This window comes from Pseudodesulfovibrio piezophilus C1TLV30, assembly GCF_000341895.1.
Lineage (GTDB): Bacteria > Desulfobacterota > Desulfovibrionia > Desulfovibrionales > Desulfovibrionaceae > Pseudodesulfovibrio > Pseudodesulfovibrio piezophilus.
Genome location: NC_020409.1, coordinates 2423937 through 2449323 on the forward strand (window position 1 = coordinate 2423937; position 25387 = coordinate 2449323).

Here is a 25387-nt window from a genome sequence, read left to right on the forward strand (position 1 = left end):
GACTACTCGGTTTTTATAAAAGACGGATTGGAAGGAATGAAAAAGAAAGAAGCCATATTGAAAGTCGCAACTGTTATGTTCGCAAATAAAGGATTTGTGGATACGTCCGGGCAGGAACTGGCGCGCATGACGGGCGTTGCCGAAGGGACCATCTTCTATCATTTCGGGAGCAAGGAAGGGTTGCTTTTGGCAATCCTGGAGAAGACGCGCGACGAGATTGTTGACCAGTTCGAGCAGTTTTTCGAGAACAGGCCGTTTGCGTCGGGGTTGGAGATGATCGAAGAAGTTGTCGCCTTTCACCTCTACCTTGCGGGGTTGATGGAAGACAAGTTTCTTCTGTTGCATAGGCACTTTCTTTACAAATTTTCAGAGTCGAACCAGGGGTTCAGGCAAAATCTGGAGGCCATTTACAATTGCCTCGTTGATATTTTTGAAAAGGCTATTGCGACTGGCCGGGCAGACGGCTCCATTAGCCAGGATGTCAATCCGCGAAAATCTGCGCTTATTCTGTTTACAATGGTTGATGGTCTCGTACGGTTCAAGAATTACAATTTATATGACGCGGGTGCGTTATTCAACGAACTGATGGCGATGTGTCGAAGGATGTTGCGAGCGGAGTGCCATGATCCTTCGATTTGATGACCAGGGCAAGTATATGGGTGGGGTATTCTTCTGCCGGGGCAGAGGGTAGACTGGATTTGGTGAAAATCGTGCTTGGGAGACAGTGATCCGAAGCAAATGCGTGAGCAGCGATTCGCAGACGCAAGACTAAAGGAAGAGGCTGAATGCTGACGAAAATTTTCCCCTTTATCGGCTGGTTCAAAGGGTACACCATGGCGGCTTTCCGGGCCGATGCCATTGCGGGCCTGACTGTGGCCCTCGTACTCATTCCACAATCCATGGCGTATGCGCAGCTTGCGGGTATGCCTGCGTATTATGGGCTGTATGCCTCGTTTCTGCCTCCTCTTGTCGCTGCATTGTTCGGGTCCAGCCGTCAATTGGCTACCGGTCCTGTGGCAGTGGTCTCCCTGATGACGGCAGCCTCCCTTGAGCCTTTGGCAACGGCTGGCAGTGAAGGATACGTTGCCTACGCCATTCTGCTTGCCCTGATGGTCGGTGTTTTCCAGTTTCTGCTTGGGGTGCTCAAGTTGGGACTGGTGGTCAATTTCCTGTCGCATCCAGTTGTCAACGGGTTTACCAATGCCGCCGCCATTATCATCGCCTCTTCCCAGTTGTCGAAGATGTTCGGCGTCTCGGTGGATAAAGCGGAGCATCATTATGAAACCATTATCCGTGTGGTGCAATCCGCAGTGCATTACACCCATTGGCCCACGCTGGGTATGGGTGCGCTCGCCTTTGGCATCATGATAATCCTAAAGCGGGTCAATCCGAAAATTCCCAATGTGCTGGTGGCTGTCGTCGTGACCACGGTGCTCTCATGGAGCCTGGGGTTCAATCATGACCGTCAGGCAGCGTTGGAGACTATTGAAGTTCCGGCTGTTCGTGAAGCAGTCGCCGACTTCAACAAAACCATTATCGGGATCGATCAGTTAGCCGAGGGCCGGACCCGTCTGAACGGCGATATGGATGAAGCCAAGGCTTCAGGCGATGTGGTCGGCGTGCTTGATGTTGAACATGATCTCAGTGTCATCAATATCAGGATATCCCGTCTCAAGCATGAAGCCCATACTTTGCGCGAATCCCTGCGGTCCACACTGCTGGCGGGCGTGACAGGAGCGGACGGCTCCATGACTTTCTATGAGCATGGCAAGGTGCCTGCCGGAATGACGGGTGACGGCCGTATCTGGCGTCTCAAAGTCGGTAATTCGCGGCTTGATCCGACTGATTTGAAAATGATGGGTGGTGGAGCCGTTGTCGGTACTGTTCCCTCGGGTATCCCCGCCATCTCTGCACCGCATCTCGATCTCAAGGTCATTCTTCATCTGCTGCCATTTGCCGCGATTATTTCCCTGCTTGGTTTCATGGAGGCCATCTCCATTGCCAAGGCCATGGCTGCCAAAACCGGCCAGCGTCTTGATCCCAACCAGGAACTCATCGGACAGGGGCTGGCCAACATGCTCGGAGCTTGTGGCAAGAGCTATCCGGCTTCTGGTTCCTTTTCCCGTTCAGCGGTCAATCTCCAGGCGGGAGCGGTGACGGGCATGTCGAGTGTTTTTACCTCACTTATGGTCGTTATTGCACTGCTTTTCTTTACTCCTCTGCTCTATCATTTACCTCAGGCTGTTCTGGCTGCGGTCATCATGATGGCGGTCATCGGGCTAATCAATGCGTCAGGCTTTATCCATGCATGGAAGGCGCAGTGGTATGACGGGGCCATCTCCATTCTGTCATTTATCTGCACACTGGCTTTCGCCCCGCATCTGGATAAGGGCATCATGGTTGGCGTCTCCCTGTCCCTGCTTGTCTTCCTGTACAAGTCCATGCGCCCCAGAGTGGCGAACCTGTCCCGGACCGAGGATGAATCCCTGCGCGATGCCACGGCATTCGGCCTTCGGGAATGCGATCATATAGCTCTGGTCCGGTTCGATGGTCCGTTGTTTTTTGCCAATGCCAGTTTCCTTGAGGATCAAATTACCGAACGGCTGATCTCCAGTGACAAGCTTCGGCATATCATCATTGCCGCGAACGGAATCAATGATATGGATGCTTCCGGTGAGGAAGCCCTGTCCCTGATCGTGGACAAGGTGCGCGCAAGAGGACTGGATATATCGCTCTGCGGAGTCAATGAAGCCGTCATGGCTGTGCTTGATCGAACGCACTTGATGGAGAAGATCGGCAGGGATCATGTCTACCCGACCATGGAAACCGCCATTTGCGCCACGCATGAGCACGCGCATCAGGGGGCCGAGGAAGAGGGCTGTCCGCTGACTTCGGTGTGTCACCTCTCGTAACGACCAGAAAACAGGGAGTATATAATGTCTGTCGTCACAGTATTCAATGGCCTGTTCTCGGATGCTGGCACCGTGATTCAGCGTGTGCTGGAACAAACAGGTTACCGTCTGGTTTCGGATCAAGAAATCGTTGCCGAAGCAGCTGCTCTTTCCGGGATGGCCGAAGGCAAGATAGCGAGAGCCTTTCACGCCAAGACATCGGTTTTCAACGCTTTCAGTCATGAAAAGGAGCGAGGTATCGCCTGGCTGCGTCTGGCCATGGCCAAAAAGCTCCTGGATGAGGAGCGCTTGCTCTTTTCCGGCTTTGCCTCCCACCTGCCACCGGCTGATATCGACCATATCCTGAAGGTGTGTCTGATATCGGAAATGAAGGAACGGTTGCATGTTGCCGAGCGTGCCGAAGGGTTTGCCAGAAAGCATGCTCTTCGCTTGCTTCACAAGGATGATGAAGACCGTGCCGTTTGGGTTCAGACCCTCAAGGAATGCGATGATCCGTGGTCCAGTAGGCTCTATGATCTCATCGTCCCCATTTCCAAGGTCGGGGTGGAAAAGAGTGCTGAGCTTGTCGTTGAACAGCTCGGCAATGCCGCAGTCATGGTGACTGATTCATCGCGTTCCAAGGTCGAGGATTTTTATCTCGCAGCTCGGGTACAGACGGTTCTGGCAGGGGAAGGGCATAATATCCAGGTTTCTGCCAGGAAGGGGACGGTCACCCTGACGATCAATAAGCATGTCATAATGTTGGAACGGCTGGAGCGTGAACTCTCGGATATCGTCAGCCATCTGGATGGTGTCAAAAAAGTTGAGGCAGGAGTGGGCAAGGCGTTTCACAAGACGGATATCTACCGCAAGGCGGATTTCGCTGTACCATCCAAGGTCCTGCTGGTCGATGATGAACGGGAATTTGCACAGACCTTGTCCGAACGTCTGATGATGCGTGACATGGGATCTGCCGTGGTCTACGATGGAGAATCCGCCCTGGACCTGGTGAGCGAGGATGAACCTGAGGTCATGGTGCTTGATCTGAAGATGCCGGGTATTGATGGTATTGAGGTTTTGCGGCGTGTGAAAAGGGAACACCCCGAGATCGAAGTCGTGATTCTCACCGGGCATGGTTCGGAAAAGGACAGGGATATCTGCATGGAATTGGGGGCATTTGCCTATCTCCACAAGCCAGTGGATATTGATGTCCTGAGTGAAACCCTGCGTGCCGCCAATGAAAAAATTCGCTCTGCAAAATAAGTGAGAGAAGTTCTGGGAACACTATGTCGATGGTGAGCAAGTTCAAGCCGCAATTCTGGGATACTGCCGGGGACGCCGGGCTGAACAGAAATCTGTTCAATTACCGGCGTATCTGGCGGTTCGCCATCATGCTGCTTGCGGCTGTGGCTCTTATCCCTCTGCTCACGCTTGCTTTTATCGACTACAATGTCACCCGGCATTCCATGGAGTCGGAGAATCTCCTGCTGACGGCCCGTACGACGTCGAATGTGCGGCGGACCGTGTCCTACTTTCTGGAAGAGCGGGCCAATGCCTTGGATTTTCTGGCCAAGAAGGAAGGCATTGCCAACTTGCGCGACGAAGCGAATCTTGCCAAAGTGCTTTCCTCGCTCAAGGGAAGCTTCGGTGGTTTTGTGGATATCGGAATTATCGATAGTGAAGGGCACCAGGTCGCGTATCTCGGGCCGCATGATCTCCTTGGGCGTGATTACAGTCAGCAGGACTGGTTTCGCAATACTCTGATCAGGAATACGTATATCAGTGGTGTTTTCCGTGGTTTTCGGGATGTGCCGCATCTGATTGTCGCCCGAAAAGTCATAGATGAGCATACCGGCAATGCTTTTGTGCTCAGAGCAACGTTGGATACTGAGAAATTTAACGCGATTCTGTCTTCTTTGGACCTTTCCGGTGGTGGAGATGCCTTCATGGTCAATACGGTCGGCATCATCCAGACGCCGTCTGCCAGACATGGAGAGCTGCTGTCTCGGGTGGATTTGCCCATTCCCGAGTATTCGGAGAAGACCAGCGTGCTCAGGGAGACCGGCAAGGAAGGCGACGAATATACTGTGGGTTATGCTTATGTGACAGGCACTCCGTTCATTGTCATGGTTGTCAAGAACACCGTGGAACTGATGAAGCCCATGCAGACGATTCGGCTGGAATTGACCTGGCTGCTGTTTGTCACGGTGGCTATCATATTGCTGGTCATTATCGGAGTCGCAACCTATATGGTTGACAAGATTTACATTGCCGATCAAACCAGAGCCAGGACATTGCATCAGATGGAGCATACCAATCGCATGGCTTCCATCGGTCGGTTGGCGGCGGGAGTTGCGCATGAAATCAACAACCCCCTTGCCATTATCAATGAAAAAGCGGGGTTGACCAAGGACCTCTTTGTCTTTAGCCAGAAGTACGAGAAAGACGATAGGCTGATTGCCAACATTGATTCCATTCTTTCCTCAGTGGCCCGGTGCGGGAAGATTACCAAACGATTACTGAGTTTTGCACGTCATATTGATGTGCAAATCGACAGTATCCGGTTTCAGGAATTGGCGGATGAGGTCATTGGTTTCCTGCAAAAGGAAGCGGAATATCGTTCAATTACCATTACCATGGACATTCCGCAGGACCTGCCGGAGTTCACCTCTGACAGGGGCAAGTTGCAACAGATTTTTCTCAATCTGATCAATAATGCCTTTCAGGCCATGAATGATGGGGGGCACCTGATAATCTCGGCTCACAGGATTGGGAGCGATTCTCTCCGGTTCGTCGTGGGGGATGACGGGTGTGGTATTTCGGAGAGTGACCTGAAACAAATTTTTGATCCTTTCTTCTCGACCAGAAAGAAGACCGGTGGCACTGGACTGGGGCTCTCCATCACGTATGGTCTGGTGCAGGAATTGGGTGGTTCCATGACTGTGGAAAGTGAGGTCGGTGTGGGAACTGCATTCACTGTGACCATGCCCCTGACTATAACAAAAAAGGCTGGAAACAATGAAGATTCTGCTAGTTGATGACGAAGTTGAACTGGTTTCCGCAATGGCTGAACGGCTTGCCCTGCGTGGTCTGGACGTGGCCTGGACCGATAATGGGGAAAAAGCGCTTGAAATAGCTGCCGACGGTACGTTTGATGTCGCGGTCCTGGATATGAAAATGCCGAAACTCGGCGGACTGGAATTGCGTCGTCTGCTTTCGGAGAAACATCCACAGATGAAGTTCATTTTTCTGTCCGGCCATGGTTCCGAAGCAGACTACAAAGCCGGAACCGCCGCTGCGACCTGTTATTTGATCAAGCCTGTTGATCTGGAAGAACTTATGGCCAAGATTCAGTGCTGCGACTGCTGAGGTCGTGGGGGAGATATCATGAAGTATAGTGCGGAGACACAGCAGAGCTTGCAATTTTTCGGCACAATCAGTGCGTCCGTTTCTCATGAGATCAAAAATGTTTTTGCTGTGATCAACGAAGGGGCCGGACTTCTGAGTGATCTGGCCCTGATGGTTGAAAAGGGTGTCCCGGTGGACCCGGAGCGTCTTACGCGGGCGGCAGCGACCATTCAGGGACAGGTTCAGCGCGGTGATGCCATTGTGCGAAACATGAATCGGTTTTCACATTCGACTGACGATGCGGTTCAGGAAGTGAATCTCTGTGATATTGCGGAACTGACCGTGTCCTTGACCAGACGGATGGCCGATATGAAGCAGATACAGCTCCAGTTGGAATGTGCTGATCCGGTCATGGTTCAGGCTGCACCATTTTTCCTTATCCGCCTTATACACGAAATTATTGCCTGTTTGATGGAGGCTGTGGAATCCGGGGGGACGCTTGTCGTGACCACTGGAGAAAAAGACGGTGTCGGAGATATGACCTTTTCTGTTCCGGGACAGACCGTTGCATTGATGAATGAAGCGAATCCCGGACAATTGGCCCATGACATGGGCCTCTCCCTGACGACAGACAAACACGCCAAAACCCTGAACCTGCGCTTCAGGTGAGCCGCGAAAAAGAGTAAAATACAATGTATTCTTATTTAGCAAGGAGCTGTTCTCATGGCTGAAAAAGTACTGCTTATCGACGATGAAACGGAGTTCCTGGAAGCCCTGTCCGAGAGAATGCGAATCAGGGGCATGAATGTCAGTACTGCGGATTCCGCGGATTCCGCAGTCACGGCCATTGACAATGCCGATTACGATGCCATTGTGCTTGATCTTCAGATGCCGGATATGAACGGTATAGAAATGCTCAAGATTATCCGGAAAAGTCACCCTGAGATGCAGGTCATCCTGCTCACCGGGCAGGCCACACTGGAAGCCGGAATCCAGGCCATGAAGCTTGGAGCCATGGATTTCATGGAAAAGCCTGCTGATATTGATTCCCTGACGGAAAAAATCAAGAAAGCCCAGGCCAAGAAAATGGTGCTGGTGGAGAAGCGGACTGAAAAAAAGGTCAAGGACATCCTGAAAACCAAGGGGTGGTAATCGGGATAAATGACGATTTTGACGCACCTGCTTGCAGGTGCGTGTGAAAAGGGTCTTGGCGTGCGGTCAAGGTCCTTTTTTCATGTGAACGGGCCTAAACTGATCCTGTTTTTGCTCCGAAAAGAGGAGATCACGAACACGTCATGATCAACGGAAACACCATGCAGCAGCCACTGTTTTTCTTGCATATTCCAAAGACAGCCGGGACCACGTTCAATGCGATCCTGAACGACAATTTTGCTCCCGAGAGTATTTTTGATCTCTATACGGACACCCAGCAGGAGCGGCTTCGGCAAACAACCTATGCGGAAATTGCGCGCTACAAGTTGGTGCGTGGTCATGTTTTTATTACCGATTTTGCGGAGATACTGGACGGTCCGGTTCGGTTCCGTCCATTCACTTTTCTGCGCGATCCCGTGGAGAGGGTCGTCTCCGAGTACTTCTTTCTCAAGTCGTGGCCCAAAAGTCATATGTATCGGTTTCTCAATGACAACAAAATTTCATTGGTCGAATATGTAACCAGCGACCAGCCTGAATTACGTATGCGTGGCAGAAACGGCATGGTCAATTCTCTTTCCGGGGTCGGGCTTTCCTCCATTGAAGAAGGGGTGGAAAAAGCGTGGTTTCATCTCTGTGAGCGGTTTGTCGGCTTTGGCCTGTTGGAACGCTTTGATGAATCCATTCTCGTTCTCAGTAAGGTTTTGGGGCTTGAACGGTCTTTTTACGAGCGGCATAATGTTCGTGCCCATGGTGCTCGCCGATCTGTTTCGACTGCTGAAGAGGAGGTGATACGGGAAGCGAATCAGGCCGATATCATTCTCTATGAGCGCGCCTGTCAGGAGTTCGAGAAACGTGTCAACGAACAAGGTCGGTCATTTGACACTGAAGTCCGTCAGTTCAGAAAGATCAATGAAAAACTCCAGCGCATCTCCGGTTTGATCATGGAGCGTGACGGTGTTCATCAGGGTGATTTCGTGAATGGGAAATAAACTGTGGAGCGAATCGGTTTGACATCGTCCTCGTCATGCCCCACTAATAGAGTCAGAATACCATCCACGGAGGCACGTTATGGACGATTTCAGGATTGAGAAAGATAGTCTCGGCACAGTTGAGGTTCCGGCGGATAAGCTTTGGGGAGCACAGACCCAACGGGCATTACAGCTCTTCGATATTGGCAATGATGCCATGCCGAGGGAGATGATCGAGGCTTACGGAGTGCTCAAGATGGCGTGCGCTTTGGCCAATCACGGGGCAGATCGGCTTTCCGGTGAAGCCCGTGACCTTATCGTGGGAGTTTGCGAGGAAATTTTATCCGGCCACCATGCGGATATGTTCCCCCTGTCAGTCTGGATTTCCGGGAGTGGCACGCAGTTCAACATGAATGTAAATGAAGTCATCGCCAATCGATGCTCCCAGATTGCTGGCAAACCACTTGGTTCGAAAGAACCTGTCCATCCCAACGATCATGTTAACCGTTCGCAGTCCACCAATGACAATTTCCCTTCAGCCATGTATATGGCAGCTGCTCTGGGTGTGTCACGCGATCTGATCCCGGTGGCCCGGATTTTTGCTGAGAGTCTCGCTACTCATGCCACGGCCTGGGAAGGGGTGGTCAAGATCGGCCGGACTCATATGCAGGATGCGACCCCTCTGACATTGGGACAGGAATTTTCTGGCTATGCCGGATTGATAGAGGACAATGTGGTTCGCCTTGAGGCGGCCCTTCAGGATGTTTTCAAACTACCACTGGGTGGCACGGCAGTGGGAACGGGCATCAACGCCTACCCTGGTTTCGACAAGGACGCTATCGGGCATATTGCCGACCTGACAGGGCTTCCTTTTGTTCCGGCGGCAAACAAGTTTACGGTGCAAGGCAGTCATGACGCGCTTATTCAACTTTCCGGCAGTCTGAAAACTCTGGCTTCATCTCTTTACAAAATCGCCTGTGATATTCGTCTATTGGCCTGCGGACCGCGCGCAGGACTCGGGGAATTAGTCCTGCCTGCCAATGAGCCAGGCTCATCGATCATGCCAGGCAAGGTTAATCCGACGCAGTGCGAAGCCCTGAGCATGGTTGCCATTCAGGTCATGGCCAATGATTACGCCATCACCCTGGGCGGATCCGGGGGGATTCTTGAAATGAACGTATACAAGCCTCTGATGATACATAATATCATGCAGTCCATCAGAACCATGGCCGGGGCCATGCTTTCATTCAAGAGCCATCTTCTGGACGGCCTGACAGCCAATACCGACCGTATCAAGGAGCTGGTGGGCCGATCCCTGATGTTGGTCACGGCGCTGAGCCCGGCCATCGGGTACGAGAAGGCGGCTAAGATAGCCATGCACGCGCATGGTTCCGGCTCAACGCTCAAGGAAGCGGCTCTGGAGCTGGGGTATGTTACGGAAGTGGAGTTCGACGATCTCGTGGTGCCGGAAAAGATGGTCCGTCCCCAAGCTTAAGTTGAAGTGACGAAAAGGGCATAGACGGTTGCCCCGATCATGATCGTGACGAGCATTCCGTTGATACCGAGCAGGACTCTGCGTGATTTGAGGGTACGCATGAGCAGGGTCCCGGCAAGCCCCCACAGGGAATGAAAGGAAACCTGGAAAAAAGTGAAGGTTCCCACATAGACCATGATTGTGTGTGCAAGGGGAAGGTCTGATGTGGCGATCTGGCTGAATCCGACCACTGCCATGGCCCAGCTTTTGGGATTGGTCGGGTGGAGAAAAATGCCTTCCACAAAGGTAAACCGTTTGTTTGCATCCGGAGTGGACAGCTGCATTTTCATAATTTTCCAGCCCAAATACACGATATAAGTCAGGCCAAATAGACGCACAGCCCATGCGAATTGGGGTGATGCCATAAAAAGGCCGCCAAGACCGAGGGCAACCGTGGTATCAAGAGTCATGGCACCAACCGTGGTCCCGAGCAGAAAAGGCAGGGATGAACGGAATCCGGTGGTTTGGCCAATGGCCATCATGGACAGGTTGCCCATGCCCGGTGTGCCGGTCATCACGATCACGAAAAGCAGGAAGGCCGTATAGGTCTCAAGATGCATCAACTTTCTCCATTCGATTGAGAGTGGACAGTGTCTTCTGCCACAGGGCTTTTTGAGAGAGGATTCTTCATTATCATTGTGTATTGTTGACATTTGTATGGCGTCAATGGGAATATTGTCTGCATGACAATCTATTCACCATACATGGCTGGAGGAGAGGAGCCGCTTTACAAGTCGCTGGCAGATGCCCTAGAGCAAGATATTCAAAACGGAATCCTTCTGCCTGGACAGCGGCTACCGACCCATCGGGATATGGCGGATGCGCTTGGTGTGAATGTCTCGACCGTGACACGAGGGTATGGTGAAGCGGAAAAAAGGGGCCTGCTTTCCGGCACTGTCGGGCGGGGAACATTTGTTTCGACTGATGCCGTGACTTCCACATCCATGGTCTCATTTGAGCCATCGGCGCCGGGTATGCTGGAGATGGGGCTGATTTCCCCTTTCCATCACCTTGACCCGGATATCTCGGAAGGATTCCGTCGTCTTGTACGCCGTAAAAATCCCGATATATTCATGCAGTACAGTGACCCGAGGGGGATGCTAGAGCATCGCCAGGCCGGAGCTGAATGGACTGCGCGCTATGGTCTCAAGGCATCAGCCGAGGATGTCATTGTCTGTGCGGGAGCACAGCATGCCCTGACCTGTTGTCTGAGCGGACTTTTCCGCCCCGGTGACAAGATTGCCACCGATGCCATGACCTATCCCGGTTTGAAAACCCTGGCGGCCATGCTTGGTATCCGCTTGGTGCCTATCGCCATGGACGGGGAAGGCATGGTGCCTGATGCCCTGGATACTGCCTGCCGTCGAGACAGAATCAAAGGGGTGTATCTCATGCCCGGCGTGCATAACCCCACCACCGCGACCCTTCAGGATGGGCGGCGTGACATGGTGGCCCGGCTGGCGGATGTTCACGACCTGATCATCATAGAAGATGATGCGTACGATCTGACTGCTCCGGGCACTCCCGAACCGGTGGGAAGTCGGGCGCGGCATCGCAGTGTTTTCATTGCCGGACTTTCAAAGTCATTGGCAGCAGGACTCAGGGTCGCTTTTGTGGTTGCTCCAAAGCCGTATCTCAAACCCTTGGCTCAGGCTGTACTCAATACCATTTGGATGGCCCCTCCACTCAATGTTGAACTGGCGGCGATGTGGATAGGAGATGGAACTGCGGACAGGGTCGTGGAAGCAAAGCGAAAAGAGGCATCGGTTCGGTATATGGCGGCGTGTGATCTCTTGGAGGGAATTCGATTTCGAGGACGAGCAGGCGGTTTTTTCCTTTGGATGGAGCTTCCGGCAGGGTGGACTGGGACATTCTTCGAACAAGCGGCCCGTGAGCAGGGAGTCAATGTGTTCGGCGCGGAAAAATTTGCTGTGGGCGAGACGGCTCCCTTACCGGCGGCTCGGGTTTCCCTGACCGGGACCGATTCCATTGAGGAGCTTCGCAGAGGGTTGCGGATACTGTTGGGAATTTTAAAAGATAAAAGGGCATGACATATGGCACACCCTTTGAATTTTTCAATATAAAGTGTTTTATTCCAGTGTCTTGATAAATTCATCCGCTTCTGCGATGGATTTTTCCATCTCCTTGATGAGCGACTCCACATCACTGCGGATGGTTCCGAGTTCTCCTTCAAGTGCGGCAATGGCCTTGGCATTGAGATTGTGCTTGAGATAGAGCACCTGATCCTTGAAAGCGGCTAGAACCGGGTCCATTTTTGAGCTGGCTTTCTTCATGGCCTTAAGCAACGAGCCGTAGCGGCGCTTGGTCGCGGTCAGCTTTTTCTGGCTGGCGCGGCGTAGCTTGGCACTGGAGTATTGTGTAATTTCTTCCGACCACTCGTCGAACAGCGCGTCGGCAACATCTTCCACAGACGCGATGCGGTCCCGGACATCGTCCGCCATGGCTTCACTTGTTTCATACTCACCATTGAGGATGTCGTATTTGTCTTCCAGTTCTCCGCCATCAAAGTCCACCACGGATTTGTATCGTTCCAACGCATTGGCAAACTGTTCCTTGGCGTCTTCCTGGGATTCTTGTGCATTTTCCACGCGGTCTGCCAGAATCTCGCGTTTATCATAGCCGATTTTTTCCATGGAGGCGTAATATGCCTTGGAACAGCCGAGGGCCGCGACCATGGAAAGTAGGGTCAGGGCGAGAATTATCCGTTTCATGAGTGCTCCTTGCAAAGTGATTTGAATGCCGTTCTTCTCCTGAGATACAACAAAGGTGCGGAGCGGGCAATGCCATGTGCTTTTCTCATTGGGCCGGAGTCAGTTCGCGCTGTGCTCCCTCTACAAGTGCCGCAGTGAAGCTGCGTAGTTCCCGAGACTCCAGATTCCAGCAATGCCAGTGCAGGTGCACCGTGAAGGCATATCCTGGCAGCATTTCTATCAACGCGCCCTGATTGACATATTCATCCGCCTGTTCGTGGGGCAACATGCCGCAGACCTGCCCGCTGGCTATAGTCGGGGCAAATTTTTCGGATGAGGGGAGATAAAAAGCGTTATAGTGTGCCGGGGGGTGGCCTAATGCCTCTGCCAACAGGACGCCATGCATGAGGTCTTTGCGGTTGAATATAAGGATCGGGGCGTGCTGAACAGACGCGATATCAATGCCTTTGTCGAACCACTTCGTTTTGTATTCCGGAGTGCAGTACATTCTGTAAACTTGAATGCCTAATGATTCCACACGGCAGCCTTGAAAGGGGTCGCTCCTGTCGCTGATACATCCCAAAACCTCGCCGTCGCGCAGAAGCTGATGCGTCTGGGCCTGATCATCCACGGCAAGGTCGAGTAGGAGCTGTTTTTCCTTAAGGTAGCTTTCAATGGCCGGGAAAAACCATGTGGCAAGGGAATCGGCATTGATACCGATAGGCACTGTGGTGAATCCTTCCTGCTGCCATCCCAGGCCTGTTGCGAGATCGGTTTCCAGTTGGCAGACCTGCCGATAGTGTTTGAGGATTTCTTTTCCTGCCACTGTGGGGGCGGGCGGTGATGTTCGGACCAGCAAGAGGCATCCTGTCTGTTCCTCCAGCAGCTTGATCCGTTGGGATACCGCGGATTGAGTCAGATGCAGGGCATGTGCGGCCTTTTCAAAACCACCTTCACGTACCACCATGGCAAGTGCTTCAATCAGTTTATAGTCCAGCATGAGTTGTCATTAGCAAAATTAATGCATGATGAAAATAAGTAGTTGTACACGATCACGTTGCATCCGTTAAAGCTCTTCTCAGTCGAACATGTGGAGTGGCTGTCCCCATTTTCAATGGCGGCAGGTGACTCTCTGAAAGAGGAGAAACAGTATGACGGCTTTTCTACAGGGGTTTGGTTTGGGGGGCGGGTTAATCGTGGCCATTGGAGCGCAGAACGCCTTTGTTTTAACGCAAGGGGTTCGGCGTAATTACCCTATGGCCGTCGCTACCGTCTGTATTGTTTGTGATGGCCTGCTAATTTTTCTCGGAGTCACTGGCGTGGGGAGTGCTGTTGGCCGTTATCCACTTCTCGGGCGACTGGCCGCGTGGGGTGGGGCGGCGTTTCTGGCATGGTACGGGTTCGGAGCGTTCCGCTCGGCATGGAAGGGAGGAGTGCTCGAACAGGGCAGAAATTCCGGCAAGACATTGCGGCAGACCCTTTTACTCACATTGGGAGTGACATTGCTCAACCCCCATGTCTATCTGGATACTGTTCTGTTGATGGGGTCTGTGTCTGGTCAGTTCGCCATTCCTGAGCGGTATGTTTTTGGATTGGGTGCGTTGTGTGCCTCTATCGTGTGGTTTATTCTGCTTAGTCTTGGGGGACAGGTTCTTGCCCCGGTATTCAGTCGCCAATCCACATGGCGGTTCCTGGATGGTGTCGTCTGCCTGACCATGTGGAGTCTCGCTTTAGGCTTGATCCGGTCCACGCTGTCTACATAGTTTGTGTTCCTCTTTGAAGTGTTCATGGGTGGGTGCCATGAAGGACTCTCATTGAATCAAGAGGATTTCGCCTTCTTGCAAGTTTGTGTCGTGCCAAGGCTATGGTTTCGAGTTCAACCCTTCATCTTTTTGCCCGGTATGCGTATGATCGGGGCAGGAGTTGATGATGCATGCTTGTCTTGTGAAAAAGGGACAACACGGCCCATAAAGATATCCATCAAGTTGTCACTGTGAATATGCCGGATTGTCACTGACGCGAAGGGGAGATAGCGTAGCTCTGGTATTCTTGTTTAAGGCTATATAAAAGGCTCTCTGTAAAAATATCGGGAACGACGATGCAAGGACACCCTTTAATCTCTATTGAAACATGGTTTGAGCGATTTGTTGACGGGTTTCGCACCAGAGCAGGGGAAAAAAAACTTTTTCTGGATCGGAAAGTCCGGCATATCAAGCGGGTACGAGCACATGTGCAGGAGATCGGAAAAGAGTGCGAGTGGAGCCGGAATATGGCTTTGGCCATGGATGTGGCTGCCCTTCTGCACGATGTCGGCCGTTTTCCTCAATTAGTGGAACGAAAAACCTATGACGATACTCTTGGCTACAATCATGCTGAAGAGGGTGCTCGTTTGCTGGCTCAGGCAGACGTTCTTTCGGTTTTGCCGGATTCTTTGCGGGATAGAATCCTTTGTGCAATCAGTTTTCATAATTGTGCCATCCTCCCCGGAGGGCTTGAGCCGGATTCCCGGCTCATTCTGGACGTCCTCCGGGATGCGGACAAATTGGATGCCGTCCGGAATAATCTCAGGTATCTCAGTCCGGATGCCCCCCACAATACGGTCCTCAAGAGTGGGCTGCTCTGGGACGCGCAGCACGTCTCCCCGCTGGTTCTGGAGTTGTGTTTCAAGCGACAGCTTATTCCCTTCAATCAGATCCGGTGGTCAAACGATTTCATCCTTTTCCTGTGCTGTTGGGTCTATGATCTTCACTTCCCCTATAGCTTTAAACAGTTGCGCGAGTCAGGGCATTTTGCTTCGCTGCTTGAAAGACTTCCGAATAACGCAGACTTGATGCCGATCAAGCGGCAACTTGCCTCGGATCTTGATTGGATGGCTGCCCAAAACAGAAGCTGAGAGGCAGCCTTGACCCGGAGAGGATGGGCACGCTAGACTGCGTGCATGGCCCCTCGCTACCCTATCCCCGCCACTGCCTGCCGAATGGAAGATTCCATCAAACGAAGCAGATTCATCGTCTCCGCAGATCACGCGCCGGATATGGATTCAGCTAAACGGTTTGTCGCCCTCATCAAGGAAGAATTTCCCGATGCGACCCATAACTGCTGGGCCTTTGCGGCTGGTCCTCCCGGCGATACGGCGCAGGTGGGTATGAGTGATGATGGAGAACCGCACGGGACAGCGGGAAGACCAATGCTCAATACGCTGCTTCACGGAGAGGTCGGAGAGATCGCCGTGGTCGTGACCCGTTATTTTGGTGGTACAAAGCTCGGTACTGGCGGGCTTGTCCGGGCCTATACTTCTATGGTCAATTGTGTTCTGGAAGGTCTGGTCACGAAAGAACGCGTGGAAACAGCGGCACTGCTGGTAACCATACCATACCAGGCGGTGACTGTTTTCAAGCGGATGCTGCCGGGGTATGAAGCCGAAGTGACAGAAGAATTTTTCACGGAGGAAGCGGCCTTTGCTTTGGTCCTCCCTTCAGAATATTTAGAAAGATTTTCCGAAGAGTTGCGGGAAATGACGGATGGGCGTGGGCGGGTCGAGGTAAAATGATTGCCCGATTACAGTTGCAATGGATGACGGATTTAGGCTAGCCTTGTAGACAAAAGTTTAACAGCAAACAAAACACACGTTTCATGTCAGCACACAAACTCCGCGCGATCTACAAGCAACTCGGTGACAAGATAGATGAAGCTAGAGAGTCCGTTCTCTTCGAGATCAAGGAACTCAAAACCGACCTCAATGAACTGCAACGACATTTTTCCGGTCGTAAGAAGGCGACCGATGTTCAGCCAGACGACATATTGCGTTCAGCGTATGAAATAGCTCACCGGATACGGGATATTCGCCAACGGCAGGAAATCCTGGCCGAAATGGAAGACGTGGCGGCGGAAACCGAGGCTCTGCAATATCTCGAATCCCGTGGAGCTAAATTGTTGTCTCGTCCTGCTGGCTGGCATTTTCAAACCGCCAAGGAACGCTTTCTGTTGCATGGAAACGACCCGGTTCAGGCTGCCGGGGAACTCAGGAAGCTGCTGGGCGCGGGTAAACGGCTGAAGAAACCTCGGAAGAAGAAGTCATCTTCATGAAAAAGCACGGCCTATCTTGACTTTCTCTCGATGGGCCGCATCTCTGTGCAGAGTCCTCAAAACAACAACAAACAACAAATGGATATTCTCATGACCAAACGTATTTGTCTGGCCCTGGTTGCCATGATGCTCACCATGTCTCTGGCCGGATGCGGCTACAACTCCATGCAGCAGCAGGAAGAAGAAGTGTTTGCAGCCTGGGGGAACCTCGAAGCTGCCTTGCAACGTCGTTCCGATCTCATCCCCAATCTGGTGGAAACTGTAAAAGCGGCGGCAGGGCATGAAAAAGAAACCCTTCAGGCCGTGGTCGAGGCCCGTGCCAAGGCGACTCAAACAAAAATCTCTCCCGATATGCTGGGCAATAAAGAAGCTCTTTCCCAGTTTCAGGCAGCGCAGGGTGGTCTTTCTTCAGCCCTGTCCCGTTTGATGGTCGTGGTTGAGCGCTATCCGGACATCAAGGCGAATCAAAATTTTCTCGGTCTTCAACACCAGCTTGAAGGCACGGAAAATCGTATCAATGTTGCTCGTCAGCGCTACAACGATGCCGTTAAAATGTTTAATTCCTCAATTAGAAGCTTCCCGAATTCATTGACTAATTCTGTCATGCTGAAGTTGGAGCGCAAGGAATTCTTCCAAGCTGATCCCGGAGCCAAGGTCGCCCCCAAGGTCAACTTCGGCGACAAATCCTAGGGAGTCCTCGTGCGTACATTACTTTCCGCCGTCTTCGGCGCACTTCTCGTGGTCTTGCTGGCCACTGGGGCATGGGCGCTGGATGTGCCGCCTCACAAGGGATACGTCAATGACCTGGCTGAGTTGATTTCTCCGGCTACGCGAAGGATTCTGGAGCAGAAGCTGGCTGATCTTGACCGAAGCGATTCTACGCAGGTTGCTGTGCTTACAATCCCGTCCCTGGAAGGAGATTCCATGAATGATTTCTCCATACGGGTGGCTGAGGAGTGGAAGGTGGGACAAAAAGGAGAGGACAACGGCGTCATCCTTCTTGTCAGCAAGGCAGACCGGCAGATTCGGATCGAAGTCGGCTACGGGCTTGAAGGAGTCCTCACGGATGTGCTTTCCGGGCAGATCATCAACAATGTCATCAGTCCGCAATTCAAAGCTGGTGATTTTGACGCTGGTTTTATGGATGGAGTGACAGCTATCTCCGGTGCGGTTCGTGGAGAATTCAAGGCGAAACAGGCCAGTAAGCCCCGGAGTCGGCGGGGAATCCTGCCACTTCTCGTTATCCCCATGATGTTGATCATTGGGTTGACTGAAATGTTTGGTCGTGCCCGACGCCAGGGACAGCTGGTCGGTGATGACGAGAATGATCCCAGACGCCGGGGAACGGGGCTTGGCTCGACTGCGTCAACTCTCCTGCTTCTTTCTATGCTCGGCGGCGGGCGTGGTGGCGGAGGCGGTTTTGGCGGAGGCGGCGGTTTCGGCGGTTTTGGTGGTGGTGGCTTTGGCGGCGGTGGAGCCGGTGGTGGATGGTAAGCGGGGAGTGAAAGCATGACAACACTGGCAGAATCTTTTTTGACTCAGGAAGAGCAGGACGCATTGATCCAATGCGTGGTTGCAGTGGAAAAACAGACCTCGGGTGAGATTGTCCCGGTCATTGCCTCCACAAGTAGTGAATACCCGACAGCCAATCATCTCGGCGGCTTATTACTCGGCATGATCCTTGCCATTTGTGTGGCAATGGTTCTTGGCAACGAGGATATGTGGGTTTTTCTGGCCCTCTTTTGTCCCGGATATCTTCTCTTTTCCCGACTCATGTTTGCCATTCCGGCATTCAAGAAACTCTTCATTTCCAAACGAGAGATGCGTGCCGAGGTCGAAGAGTCTGCATTGACATCCTTCTATCTTAACGGATTGCATCGGACACGGGACCTGACCGGTATCATCATCTATGTTTCGGTCTACGAACGCTCTGTGCAAATTCTTGCAGACAAAGGAATTAATGATAAAGTTGATCCGGCTGTCTGGAATGACGTCGTCGTTCAAATCACGCAGGGTATCAGGGAAGGACGCGCCGGAGCAGCCCTTTGCCAGGGCATCACTCGATGCGGGGAACTGATAGTCGAGCATTTCCCCATCAAGGATGATGATACGGACGAACTGCCCAACCTTATCATTGAGGGACAGGCTCAATAGAAAAGCCGTCCGACTCTGGTCAAGGCGTTTCCCATAACTGGTGACGAATGAACGGAATCCCCCGGAAACATGAGTTTCCGGGGGATTTTTCCTGGAAAATATTTTTCCATGGTTTCTATTCTTTTCGCCAATTTTTCCACTTCCTCCTGTCGTGAGTCCTTTTGTGAGTATGAGTAGTCAGGGGAAGAACGTCCTAGAGGAAAACAACTCGGAATAACGCTCCCTATACTTTTTCGAAAATCATTCCGGCCATGGTCAAGCCCGGCCCAAATCCAAGGCTGAGGACAAGTGTTCCCTTTGCAATGTCTTGATCGCGAATGAGGCGGTCCCAGAGATGCGGGCAGGCGGCGCTTGACATATTGCCTCGGTCAAAAAGCAACTCGCGGCTGTGTCGCAGGGCTTTTGCAGGAAGATGGAGCTGCTCTTCGATAAAATCGAGTATTTTCGGGCCACCTGTATGAATGGCATATGCCATGGTGTCTTTTTGAGATGCCAAATCAATGCATGCTTTGGCACACAAGTGGTGCGTGAAATCCAGGCAATGGTCTCTGATCTGGGTTGGCACTGATTTGGAGAGGTGCAAGGCAAAACTGTGCGTGTCTATATCCCACGTCATTGCATCGGCAGAAGCGGGAAGGAGTTGCTCATGCATGGCTATGAGGCGAAGTCCTCCATTTTCGGGAGTATATTCTGTACCGGGAACTACTGAATATTTGATGAAACCGTCACCGAACAGGGTGAACGCGATAATATCTTCCGGTTCTCGCGCTGTTGGGTTCAGGTGGAGAGAAAAGTATTCGGTATGGAGAATGTCCACTCTCTTGTCACCCCTATGGGTGGGAAGAGCGAGTGAAGTGTGCAGCGCTCCGGCAGCGGCTCTCACAGCAGGGAATGCAGCGTAGCATCCTAAATGGTAAATATGGGAGACGACTGTTTCGGTCCATCCCTTGTTTGCGAGGAACCGCTGGGCGGGGCTGGGGGCAGAATATCCACTGCTGGTGACGTGGATCAGGGTCTCCGGTGGTGTCTGCTGCTGATGGTAGAGGCGGTTCAGTATCCGTTCCGCAAGACGGGCGTTTTCTTCCATTCTGACTCTGACAGACATTTCATACGGAAAGTTATCGATACAATAAAACCCTTCATTATGAAGTTTTTTTGATGGTGACGATTGGTTATCTGTCAGAGTGAGGGCGTAAAGTTCCCGTGAGTGGATGTGCTCTGGAGAGACAGCGAAATATTCCACGGATTCCCGAACAGATCTTTCGACTGCACTTGGTTTTTCTGATGGAGTGTGCGCGCAAATGTATCGGGTTATCAGTTGGATCAGGTATTCGATGCTCTTCTCTTGCGTGAGGGGAGTGGTGATGGAGAGAGGACAAAAATCTGTCAGTATGATGTCGGATGGCAGGTACATGGATTCCCCTCGGGCATATGCAGTCGAAAATTAGTGGGTTGTACGGTTGGTTGTCACCGGGAAGAATTGAGGCGGATCTTCTTCACCTCATTGTGTAGACACAGGAAATCGGTCGGGTGTACCGCGTGGCGAGAGACCGTCCGGTTTGGCTGATCAAAGACCGTTTTGGGCACCTGGCAAGGATATTTTATCCCAAACAGTTACCACCTTTTGATGACGAGAAAGAGTTGGGGAGTCGTCTTTTCGTGAAATGGGCAGTTTTTCTAGAAAAAGGCGCTCATAATAGTGTCTATTTGTTCTTGATACTGAAGCGCAGCTTCTTCGAGGAACGGAGAGGGGGCAATGCCGAGGAGTTCCCATGCTGCTTCATCGATACCGGGCAGAACGTACATGCCGCCTTCTGAAATTGCCATTGCATTGGCGAGGTTATCCGCAATATGAACGATGGCCGGTTCCAGTGAATTGGCGAATTCCATGGGATTATGATGGAAATTGATAATGTCGGAAAGGCTTTGGGGAAATTGCCATGCCGCGAGAAGCGCTTTGCTGATGTCGGTATGGTTGAAATCCATGATCGAGTTTTCCGCCTCAACCAGAGGAATGGAATTTTCTCGGGCAAAGAGCATGGCTTCGGTGGAGGCATAAGGGAGTTTCTTGAACATGATCAGGCGGCCCACATCGTGGAGAAGCCCGGCTATGAAAAAGCGTTCAGTGGAAAGGCCTGTCTGCGTTCCTGCCAGAATCTTTGAGAACACCCCGCAGGTTATGGAGTGCCGCCAGAAAGTTCCCATATCAACCAACTCGGGGGGGATATCCTTGAAATAGTTGATGGCTGAAATGCCGAGAGCAAGGGTTGACAATTCCTTGGCTCCGACCAGGGTCACGGCGCGGCTGATGGAATCAATGCTTTGCGGGAACCCGTAGAGCGGCGAATTGACGAGTTTTATCAATTTGGCAGCAAGGCTCATGTCCGTGCTGACAACCTGAGCGATCTTTTCCGACGAGGCGCTTTCGTCCTGCAATATCTCTCTGATGCGGAAATAGATGTCCGGAAAGCTGGTCAGTTCGGTTTCATGGCTGGCAATAACTTCCGGCGATCCCATGCCTTTGAGGAAGATGTCTTCCATATGCTCGACATTGGCAGCGCGGCGGGTATTGGCATCCGGCAACTCCCAACCAGAGGCCACGGCTTTGGCAGTAAGCTCCAGAACAAAGTGGAATAATTCAACGGCAGGAGGGAAATCGGGATTCACGTACAGGAAAAAGTCACGGACATAATCTTCTATGTCACGCAGGGTCTCTTCATCCAACGGACCAAGGTCTTCCTCCACTTCCGCTTGCGTGGCACCGACGCGCCTAAGCAATTCGAGGTGGCGGTCCTCCAGTTCCGTTCCGGACTTGAAGAGCAGTCTTCCGTCTTCGGCCTTGAGGTCCGAGGCCAGGACCATGCCTGCGGCAAGCTCTTCCAAGCGTTTGATTCCCACTTCTTTCTCCCTTCGTCTATGGAGCTGGGACCAATCCCTAGCCTTCCTTCTTGTAGGCGATTGTGCCTGGGTGATAGACTGGTTTGAAACTTTTGGACACCGTGTGTAATGTCTCCGAATGTCCGAGCATCAGATATCCTTCGGGCTGAAGATTATCGTAAAATGCTGAAACAACCCGTTGTTTCATATCCTGATCAAAATAGATTATCACATTTCGACAAAAAACAATATGTGAACGAGGGACCCGTTTCAGCGAAGCCGGATCATTGAGATTCATTTGCTGAAACGAGATCAGTCGAGCAACGGTCGGTTTGACTTTCCAGCCTTCAGGGTCCTTGGTGAAATACCGTTGCTTGATGGCATCGGGGGTCGTCTTGAATGCGTACTCGCCATAGACGCCTTTTTTTGCCCTTTCGATCATGGGAGGGGAAAGGTCCACTGCAGTGATCTTTATTTTCCATTTTGCCAACTCCATGCGCAGGGCCTCATGGAGTAGGATGGAAAGGGTATAAGGTTCCTCACCGGAAGAGCATCCAGCAGACCATATGTTGAGTTCCAGCCTGCCTTTGGCACGCTGGGCATCAAGGACTTCCTTCAGCACTTTGTCCTGAAAGGCTTCCAACTGCTTCATGTCGCGGCAGAAGCTGGTTTCATTGGTCGTCACCATCTCATAGAGCTTGGAAAGCTCCTGGTTCTTTTTCAAGTCGTATTTGAGATAGTTGATGTAATCGGAAAAGTGCGCGAGCCCAAGCTCGTTGAGTCGTTTGGAAAAACGGCTTTCAAAGAGGTATTTCCGCTTGCTATCGACGAAGATGCCACTTTTTTCATAGATGAAGTCACGTAATTGGACGAACTCATCCTCGGAAATGCTGACACTTTTGCGAAGCGATATGGAACTTGAAAACAGAGAGCCCATCCACCTATCCTTACTGACAGGGCATTCCCAGCCCGCGTTACAATTTTATTGTTACATTCGAAAAGTTACCCATAAAATTGCTGGACTACAATTAGATTTTCTTCCGTCATGGTTTTTTTGAATTTTCAAGAAGTATCACAGACGGCATGAAAGACGAGAAAAAGGCAGTGGAGCGCGAAAAAATGCCTATGCGCCATCCTCGTATCTTTTTGCAATTTCTTTTCCTGTCAAGACGCGCAGTGCCCCGGCAGCCAGTGAGGACATTTCCTCATCGCCGGTAATTATCTCCACAGGGCCAAGGTACCGGACCAGTCGACTGATTTCCTGTATCAGAGGGGCGCTTTTGGCCAAACCTCCCGTCAGGATCACGGCGCAGAGGGCCATGTTTCCGTCCCTGTCCGCCAAAGCTGGGCCGAGAGAAGCTATATACTTGGCTATTCCATAAGCCAGTGCTTGAAAGACCGACCGTGCCTGGGGCTCTCCCCGGTCCATTCGTGTGACGACTTCTCGGAGGTCATTCGTTCCCAAATGAGCGAAGACGCCACCTTCTCGGAGAATCGTCTGTCGCATTTCGGCAAAAGAGGCTTTTCCGCTTTCGACCATATCGAGGACCGGGATCAAAGGCAGGGAGCCACTTCGCTCGGGGGAGAACGGGCCTTCGCCATCCAGGGCATTGATGACCTCCACCACTTTGCCCTGACGATGGGCACCGATGGAGATACCGCCGCCCATGTGACAGACGATGAAATTGGCCTGGTGATATTCAATCCCCAGTCGGGATGCTATTGTCCGTGCGGCTCCTCGTTGGTTGAGGGCGTGAAAAGTGCTTCGTCTCCGTATGGCAGGGTGTCCGGTGTAGCGGGCCTCCTCTGCCAGTTCGTCTGTGACGACAGGGTCAACTATGTAGGCCGGAACCTGCCATGCGTGCCCCAGTTCATCGGCCAGGATTGCCCCAAGGTTGCACGGATGCTCCCCATAGAGCGCTTCTCGCAAGTCGTGCAACATAGTGTCTGACACTTCGTAAACACCACCTTCCATGGGGCGCAGCAGACCACCTCGTCCAGCCACAGCGTCAATGGTCGCCGATTTTATATCTTCGTCTTTGAGCGCCTTTTTGATGATCATCATGCGGAAGTCCTTTTGATCAAGGACTCGTGGAAACTGCGCGAGTTCCGCTTTTTCGTGCTGAAATTCACGTGTCATGATTGCTGTACGGTTTTCATACAAGGCAATTTTGGTGGAGGTGGAACCTGGATTAATAACAAGAATCCTCATGATTCATTCCTTTGTGCGAGCAGGCTGGCAAGTGCTATGGAATGAAACTTGGTCGCGTCAGTGTCGCCTCTGGACGGGACCACCACCGGAACCTGGCTGCCGACAACCACAGCGGCCATGGTGCAGCCGGAAAGGGTCGTCAGTGCCTTGTAGAGAATGTTTCCGGCTTCGATATCCGGTGTGAGCAGAATGTCTGCCCGGCCTGCAACCGGGCTGTCGAAGCGTTTACTGCTGGCAACGGATTTGGATACGGCGAGGTCCAATGAAAGCGGTCCAAGCACTTCGGCATCCCCGAACTCTCCCTGTCGGGCCATTTTGGTTAGGATGTCTCCGTCCAAAGTGGCGGGCATGGCTGGGTAATTGATTTTTTCCGTTGCTGCGAGAATTGCAACTTTGGGCCGTACGATGCCGAGTTTGCGGGCTACATTCAGTGCGTTCTTGAGAATGTCTGCCTTGCGTTGCAGGCTGGGGGCAATGTTGACAGCCGGGTCGGTCATGATCATGAGACGCCCGTCCAATGGGGATTGGAAAAGTGAAACATGACTGAGAATGCAGCCAGGATTGGGAACCCCGGTTTTCTTGTTCAGAATTCCCTTGAGGAGCGATGCCGTGGACACCAGGCCTTTCATGATGAACTGGGCTTCACCTGTTCGAAAGAGGCGGACAGCTTCGTTCACGGCCATCTGATCGTCAGGCATGTCTATGAACCGGAAAGGAGAAATGTCCAAACCACGTTTCTCCGCCATTGAATAGGTTTCTTCCCTGTCCCCCACTAGGATGGGTTCGGCCACGCCCCGTTCGTAAGCATCCAGTCCGGCCTTGAGGACATGGTCTTCAGCCGATCGGGCAATGGCGACCTTGGGGAGGGGGGTGTTCAGGGTCTGATCCAGCGCGGCACGGACCAGCCCGTCAAGGCTTGTGATGGTATCATGGAGAGGCATGAATTATTCATCTCCCCGCTTGAGAGCGATCATGCCGGAACGGCAGAGAGATTTGATACCGTAAGGGACCAGCATCTGGATCAATCCTTCTATGCGCTCCTGGTCCCCGGAAAGCTCAACCGTGATCGTTTCCTGCCCCATACCCACGACATTGGCCCGAAAGACTTCAAAAATCTGCATCAGTTGCCCTGTGTTTCCGGGACTCATTGCTATCTTGATCATCACCAGTTCCCGATCTACAAAATCCTTGCGGGAGAGGTCATCTATCTGAATGATGGCATCCAGATTCTTCAGGGTTTGTTCTGCATCATCTATGGCTGCGTCGTTGCCTTCCAGCCGGATCACAATGCGTGAGATTTCGGCCTGTTCGGTTTCTCCGGCTGCCAGGGAAAGGATATTCGCTTCGGATTTGCTGAATTCCGTGGCAATGTCCGCCAGAACGCCTGGTTTGTTTTTCGCGAGAGCGGATAAAGTGCGTTTCAAGGCAAGGCTCCTTGGTTTGTGGCGTCGTGA

26 protein-coding genes are annotated in these 25387 nt (G+C 52.1%); 17 read left to right on the plus strand and 9 right to left on the minus strand.

Annotation, left to right across the window (positions count from 1 at the left end):
* The first annotated feature begins 36 nt into the window (after window positions 1-36).
* From BN4_RS11425 to BN4_RS11465, 9 genes are all read left to right on the plus strand, one after another.
* Entirely contained in the window at window positions 37-639 is a 603-nt protein-coding gene (locus tag BN4_RS11425) for a TetR/AcrR family transcriptional regulator (RefSeq protein ID WP_015415553.1), read from the plus strand.
* A gap of 146 nt (window positions 640-785) precedes the next feature.
* Complete coding sequence (locus tag BN4_RS11430) at window positions 786-2912, plus strand: SulP family inorganic anion transporter (RefSeq protein ID WP_015415554.1); 2127 nt, start codon at window positions 786-788, stop codon at window positions 2910-2912.
* Window positions 2913-2936: 24 nt separating this feature from the next.
* On the plus strand, window positions 2937-4154 hold the full coding sequence (locus BN4_RS11435; RefSeq protein ID WP_015415555.1) for a response regulator: 1218 nt from the start codon (window positions 2937-2939) through the stop codon (window positions 4152-4154).
* A gap of 23 nt (window positions 4155-4177) precedes the next feature.
* Window positions 4178-5929, plus strand: a complete 1752-nt coding sequence (locus BN4_RS11440) for a sensor histidine kinase (RefSeq protein WP_015415556.1) — start codon at window positions 4178-4180, stop codon at window positions 5927-5929.
* Window positions 5910-6260 (plus strand): response regulator, encoded by a 351-nt coding sequence (locus BN4_RS11445; RefSeq protein WP_015415557.1) that lies wholly within the window; start codon window positions 5910-5912, stop codon window positions 6258-6260. The genes BN4_RS11440 and BN4_RS11445 overlap by 20 nt, the downstream gene beginning before the upstream one ends.
* Before the next feature lie 18 nt (window positions 6261-6278).
* Complete coding sequence (locus tag BN4_RS11450) at window positions 6279-6908, plus strand: sensor histidine kinase (protein WP_015415558.1); 630 nt, start codon at window positions 6279-6281, stop codon at window positions 6906-6908.
* Between the two features lie 54 nt (window positions 6909-6962).
* Window positions 6963-7391: a response regulator gene (locus BN4_RS11455; RefSeq protein WP_015415559.1), complete on the plus strand. Its 429-nt coding sequence runs from the start codon at window positions 6963-6965 to the stop codon at window positions 7389-7391.
* Between the two features lie 143 nt (window positions 7392-7534).
* Complete coding sequence (locus tag BN4_RS11460) at window positions 7535-8380, plus strand: sulfotransferase family 2 domain-containing protein (RefSeq protein ID WP_015415560.1); 846 nt, start codon at window positions 7535-7537, stop codon at window positions 8378-8380.
* A 79-nt stretch (window positions 8381-8459) separates the two neighbouring features.
* Window positions 8460-9854, plus strand: a complete 1395-nt coding sequence (locus tag BN4_RS11465; protein ID WP_015415561.1) for a class II fumarate hydratase — start codon at window positions 8460-8462, stop codon at window positions 9852-9854.
* Here the strand turns inward: BN4_RS11465 and BN4_RS11470 are convergent.
* Window positions 9851-10453 (minus strand): LysE family translocator, encoded by a 603-nt coding sequence (locus BN4_RS11470; protein WP_015415562.1) that lies wholly within the window; start codon window positions 10451-10453, stop codon window positions 9851-9853. The two genes, BN4_RS11465 and BN4_RS11470, sit on opposite strands and share 4 nt — an antisense overlap.
* 123 nt (window positions 10454-10576) lie before the next feature.
* On the opposite strand from BN4_RS11470, the gene BN4_RS11475 reads away from it, so the two are divergent.
* A complete protein-coding gene (locus BN4_RS11475) occupies window positions 10577-11944 on the plus strand; it encodes an aminotransferase-like domain-containing protein (protein WP_015415563.1) in 1368 nt (455 codons plus the stop codon).
* 39 nt (window positions 11945-11983) lie between these two features.
* On the opposite strand, the gene BN4_RS11480 is transcribed toward BN4_RS11475, so the two are convergent.
* Window positions 11984-12625 carry a DUF2959 domain-containing protein gene (locus BN4_RS11480; protein ID WP_015415564.1) on the minus strand — a complete coding sequence of 214 codons (642 nt, stop codon included), beginning with the start codon at window positions 12623-12625 and terminating at the stop codon, window positions 11984-11986.
* Between the two features lie 85 nt (window positions 12626-12710).
* Window positions 12711-13604 carry a LysR family transcriptional regulator ArgP gene (locus BN4_RS11485; RefSeq protein WP_015415565.1) on the minus strand — a complete coding sequence of 298 codons (894 nt, stop codon included), beginning with the start codon at window positions 13602-13604 and terminating at the stop codon, window positions 12711-12713.
* 151 nt (window positions 13605-13755) lie between these two features.
* On the opposite strand from BN4_RS11485, the gene BN4_RS11490 reads away from it, so the two are divergent.
* From BN4_RS11490 to BN4_RS11525, 7 genes are all read left to right on the plus strand, one after another.
* Window positions 13756-14367 carry a LysE/ArgO family amino acid transporter gene (locus tag BN4_RS11490; RefSeq protein ID WP_015415566.1) on the plus strand — a complete coding sequence of 204 codons (612 nt, stop codon included), beginning with the start codon at window positions 13756-13758 and terminating at the stop codon, window positions 14365-14367.
* 335 nt (window positions 14368-14702) lie between these two features.
* Complete coding sequence (locus BN4_RS11500) at window positions 14703-15497, plus strand: HD domain-containing protein (RefSeq protein ID WP_015415567.1); 795 nt, start codon at window positions 14703-14705, stop codon at window positions 15495-15497.
* A 45-nt stretch (window positions 15498-15542) separates the two neighbouring features.
* The gene (locus tag BN4_RS11505; protein ID WP_015415568.1) at window positions 15543-16154 is read left to right on the plus strand and encodes a YigZ family protein; all 612 of its coding nucleotides are present in this window, start codon (window positions 15543-15545) and stop codon (window positions 16152-16154) included.
* Window positions 16155-16237: 83 nt separating this feature from the next.
* Window positions 16238-16690: a hypothetical protein gene (locus BN4_RS11510; protein WP_015415569.1), complete on the plus strand. Its 453-nt coding sequence runs from the start codon at window positions 16238-16240 to the stop codon at window positions 16688-16690.
* A gap of 90 nt (window positions 16691-16780) precedes the next feature.
* Window positions 16781-17380 (plus strand): LemA family protein, encoded by a 600-nt coding sequence (locus BN4_RS11515; protein WP_041721013.1) that lies wholly within the window; start codon window positions 16781-16783, stop codon window positions 17378-17380.
* A gap of 9 nt (window positions 17381-17389) precedes the next feature.
* Window positions 17390-18184, plus strand: a complete 795-nt coding sequence (locus tag BN4_RS11520) for a TPM domain-containing protein (RefSeq protein ID WP_015415571.1) — start codon at window positions 17390-17392, stop codon at window positions 18182-18184.
* Window positions 18185-18199: 15 nt separating this feature from the next.
* Entirely contained in the window at window positions 18200-18844 is a 645-nt protein-coding gene (locus BN4_RS11525) for a TPM domain-containing protein (RefSeq protein WP_015415572.1), read from the plus strand.
* A 223-nt stretch (window positions 18845-19067) separates the two neighbouring features.
* Here BN4_RS11525 and BN4_RS11530 read toward each other — a convergent pair whose 3' ends face one another.
* From BN4_RS11530 to ilvN, 6 genes are all read right to left on the minus strand, one after another.
* Window positions 19068-20258 carry a 3-oxoacyl-[acyl-carrier-protein] synthase III C-terminal domain-containing protein gene (locus BN4_RS11530; RefSeq protein WP_015415573.1) on the minus strand — a complete coding sequence of 397 codons (1191 nt, stop codon included), beginning with the start codon at window positions 20256-20258 and terminating at the stop codon, window positions 19068-19070.
* Between the two features lie 263 nt (window positions 20259-20521).
* A complete protein-coding gene (locus BN4_RS11535) occupies window positions 20522-21742 on the minus strand; it encodes an HDOD domain-containing protein (RefSeq protein WP_015415574.1) in 1221 nt (406 codons plus the stop codon).
* Window positions 21743-21779: 37 nt separating this feature from the next.
* Window positions 21780-22658, minus strand: coding sequence for a CheR family methyltransferase (locus tag BN4_RS11540; protein WP_015415575.1), 879 nt, complete (start codon window positions 22656-22658; stop codon window positions 21780-21782).
* Window positions 22659-22844: 186 nt separating this feature from the next.
* The gene (gene buk / locus BN4_RS11545) at window positions 22845-23933 is read right to left on the minus strand and encodes a butyrate kinase (RefSeq protein WP_015415576.1); all 1089 of its coding nucleotides are present in this window, start codon (window positions 23931-23933) and stop codon (window positions 22845-22847) included.
* Window positions 23930-24874, minus strand: coding sequence for a bifunctional enoyl-CoA hydratase/phosphate acetyltransferase (locus BN4_RS11550; RefSeq protein WP_015415577.1), 945 nt, complete (start codon window positions 24872-24874; stop codon window positions 23930-23932). Before BN4_RS11550 ends, buk begins: the two co-directional genes overlap by 4 nt.
* Before the next feature lie 3 nt (window positions 24875-24877).
* Complete coding sequence (ilvN, locus tag BN4_RS11555) at window positions 24878-25357, minus strand: acetolactate synthase small subunit (RefSeq protein ID WP_015415578.1); 480 nt, start codon at window positions 25355-25357, stop codon at window positions 24878-24880.
* Window positions 25358-25387: the final 30 nt, after the last annotated feature.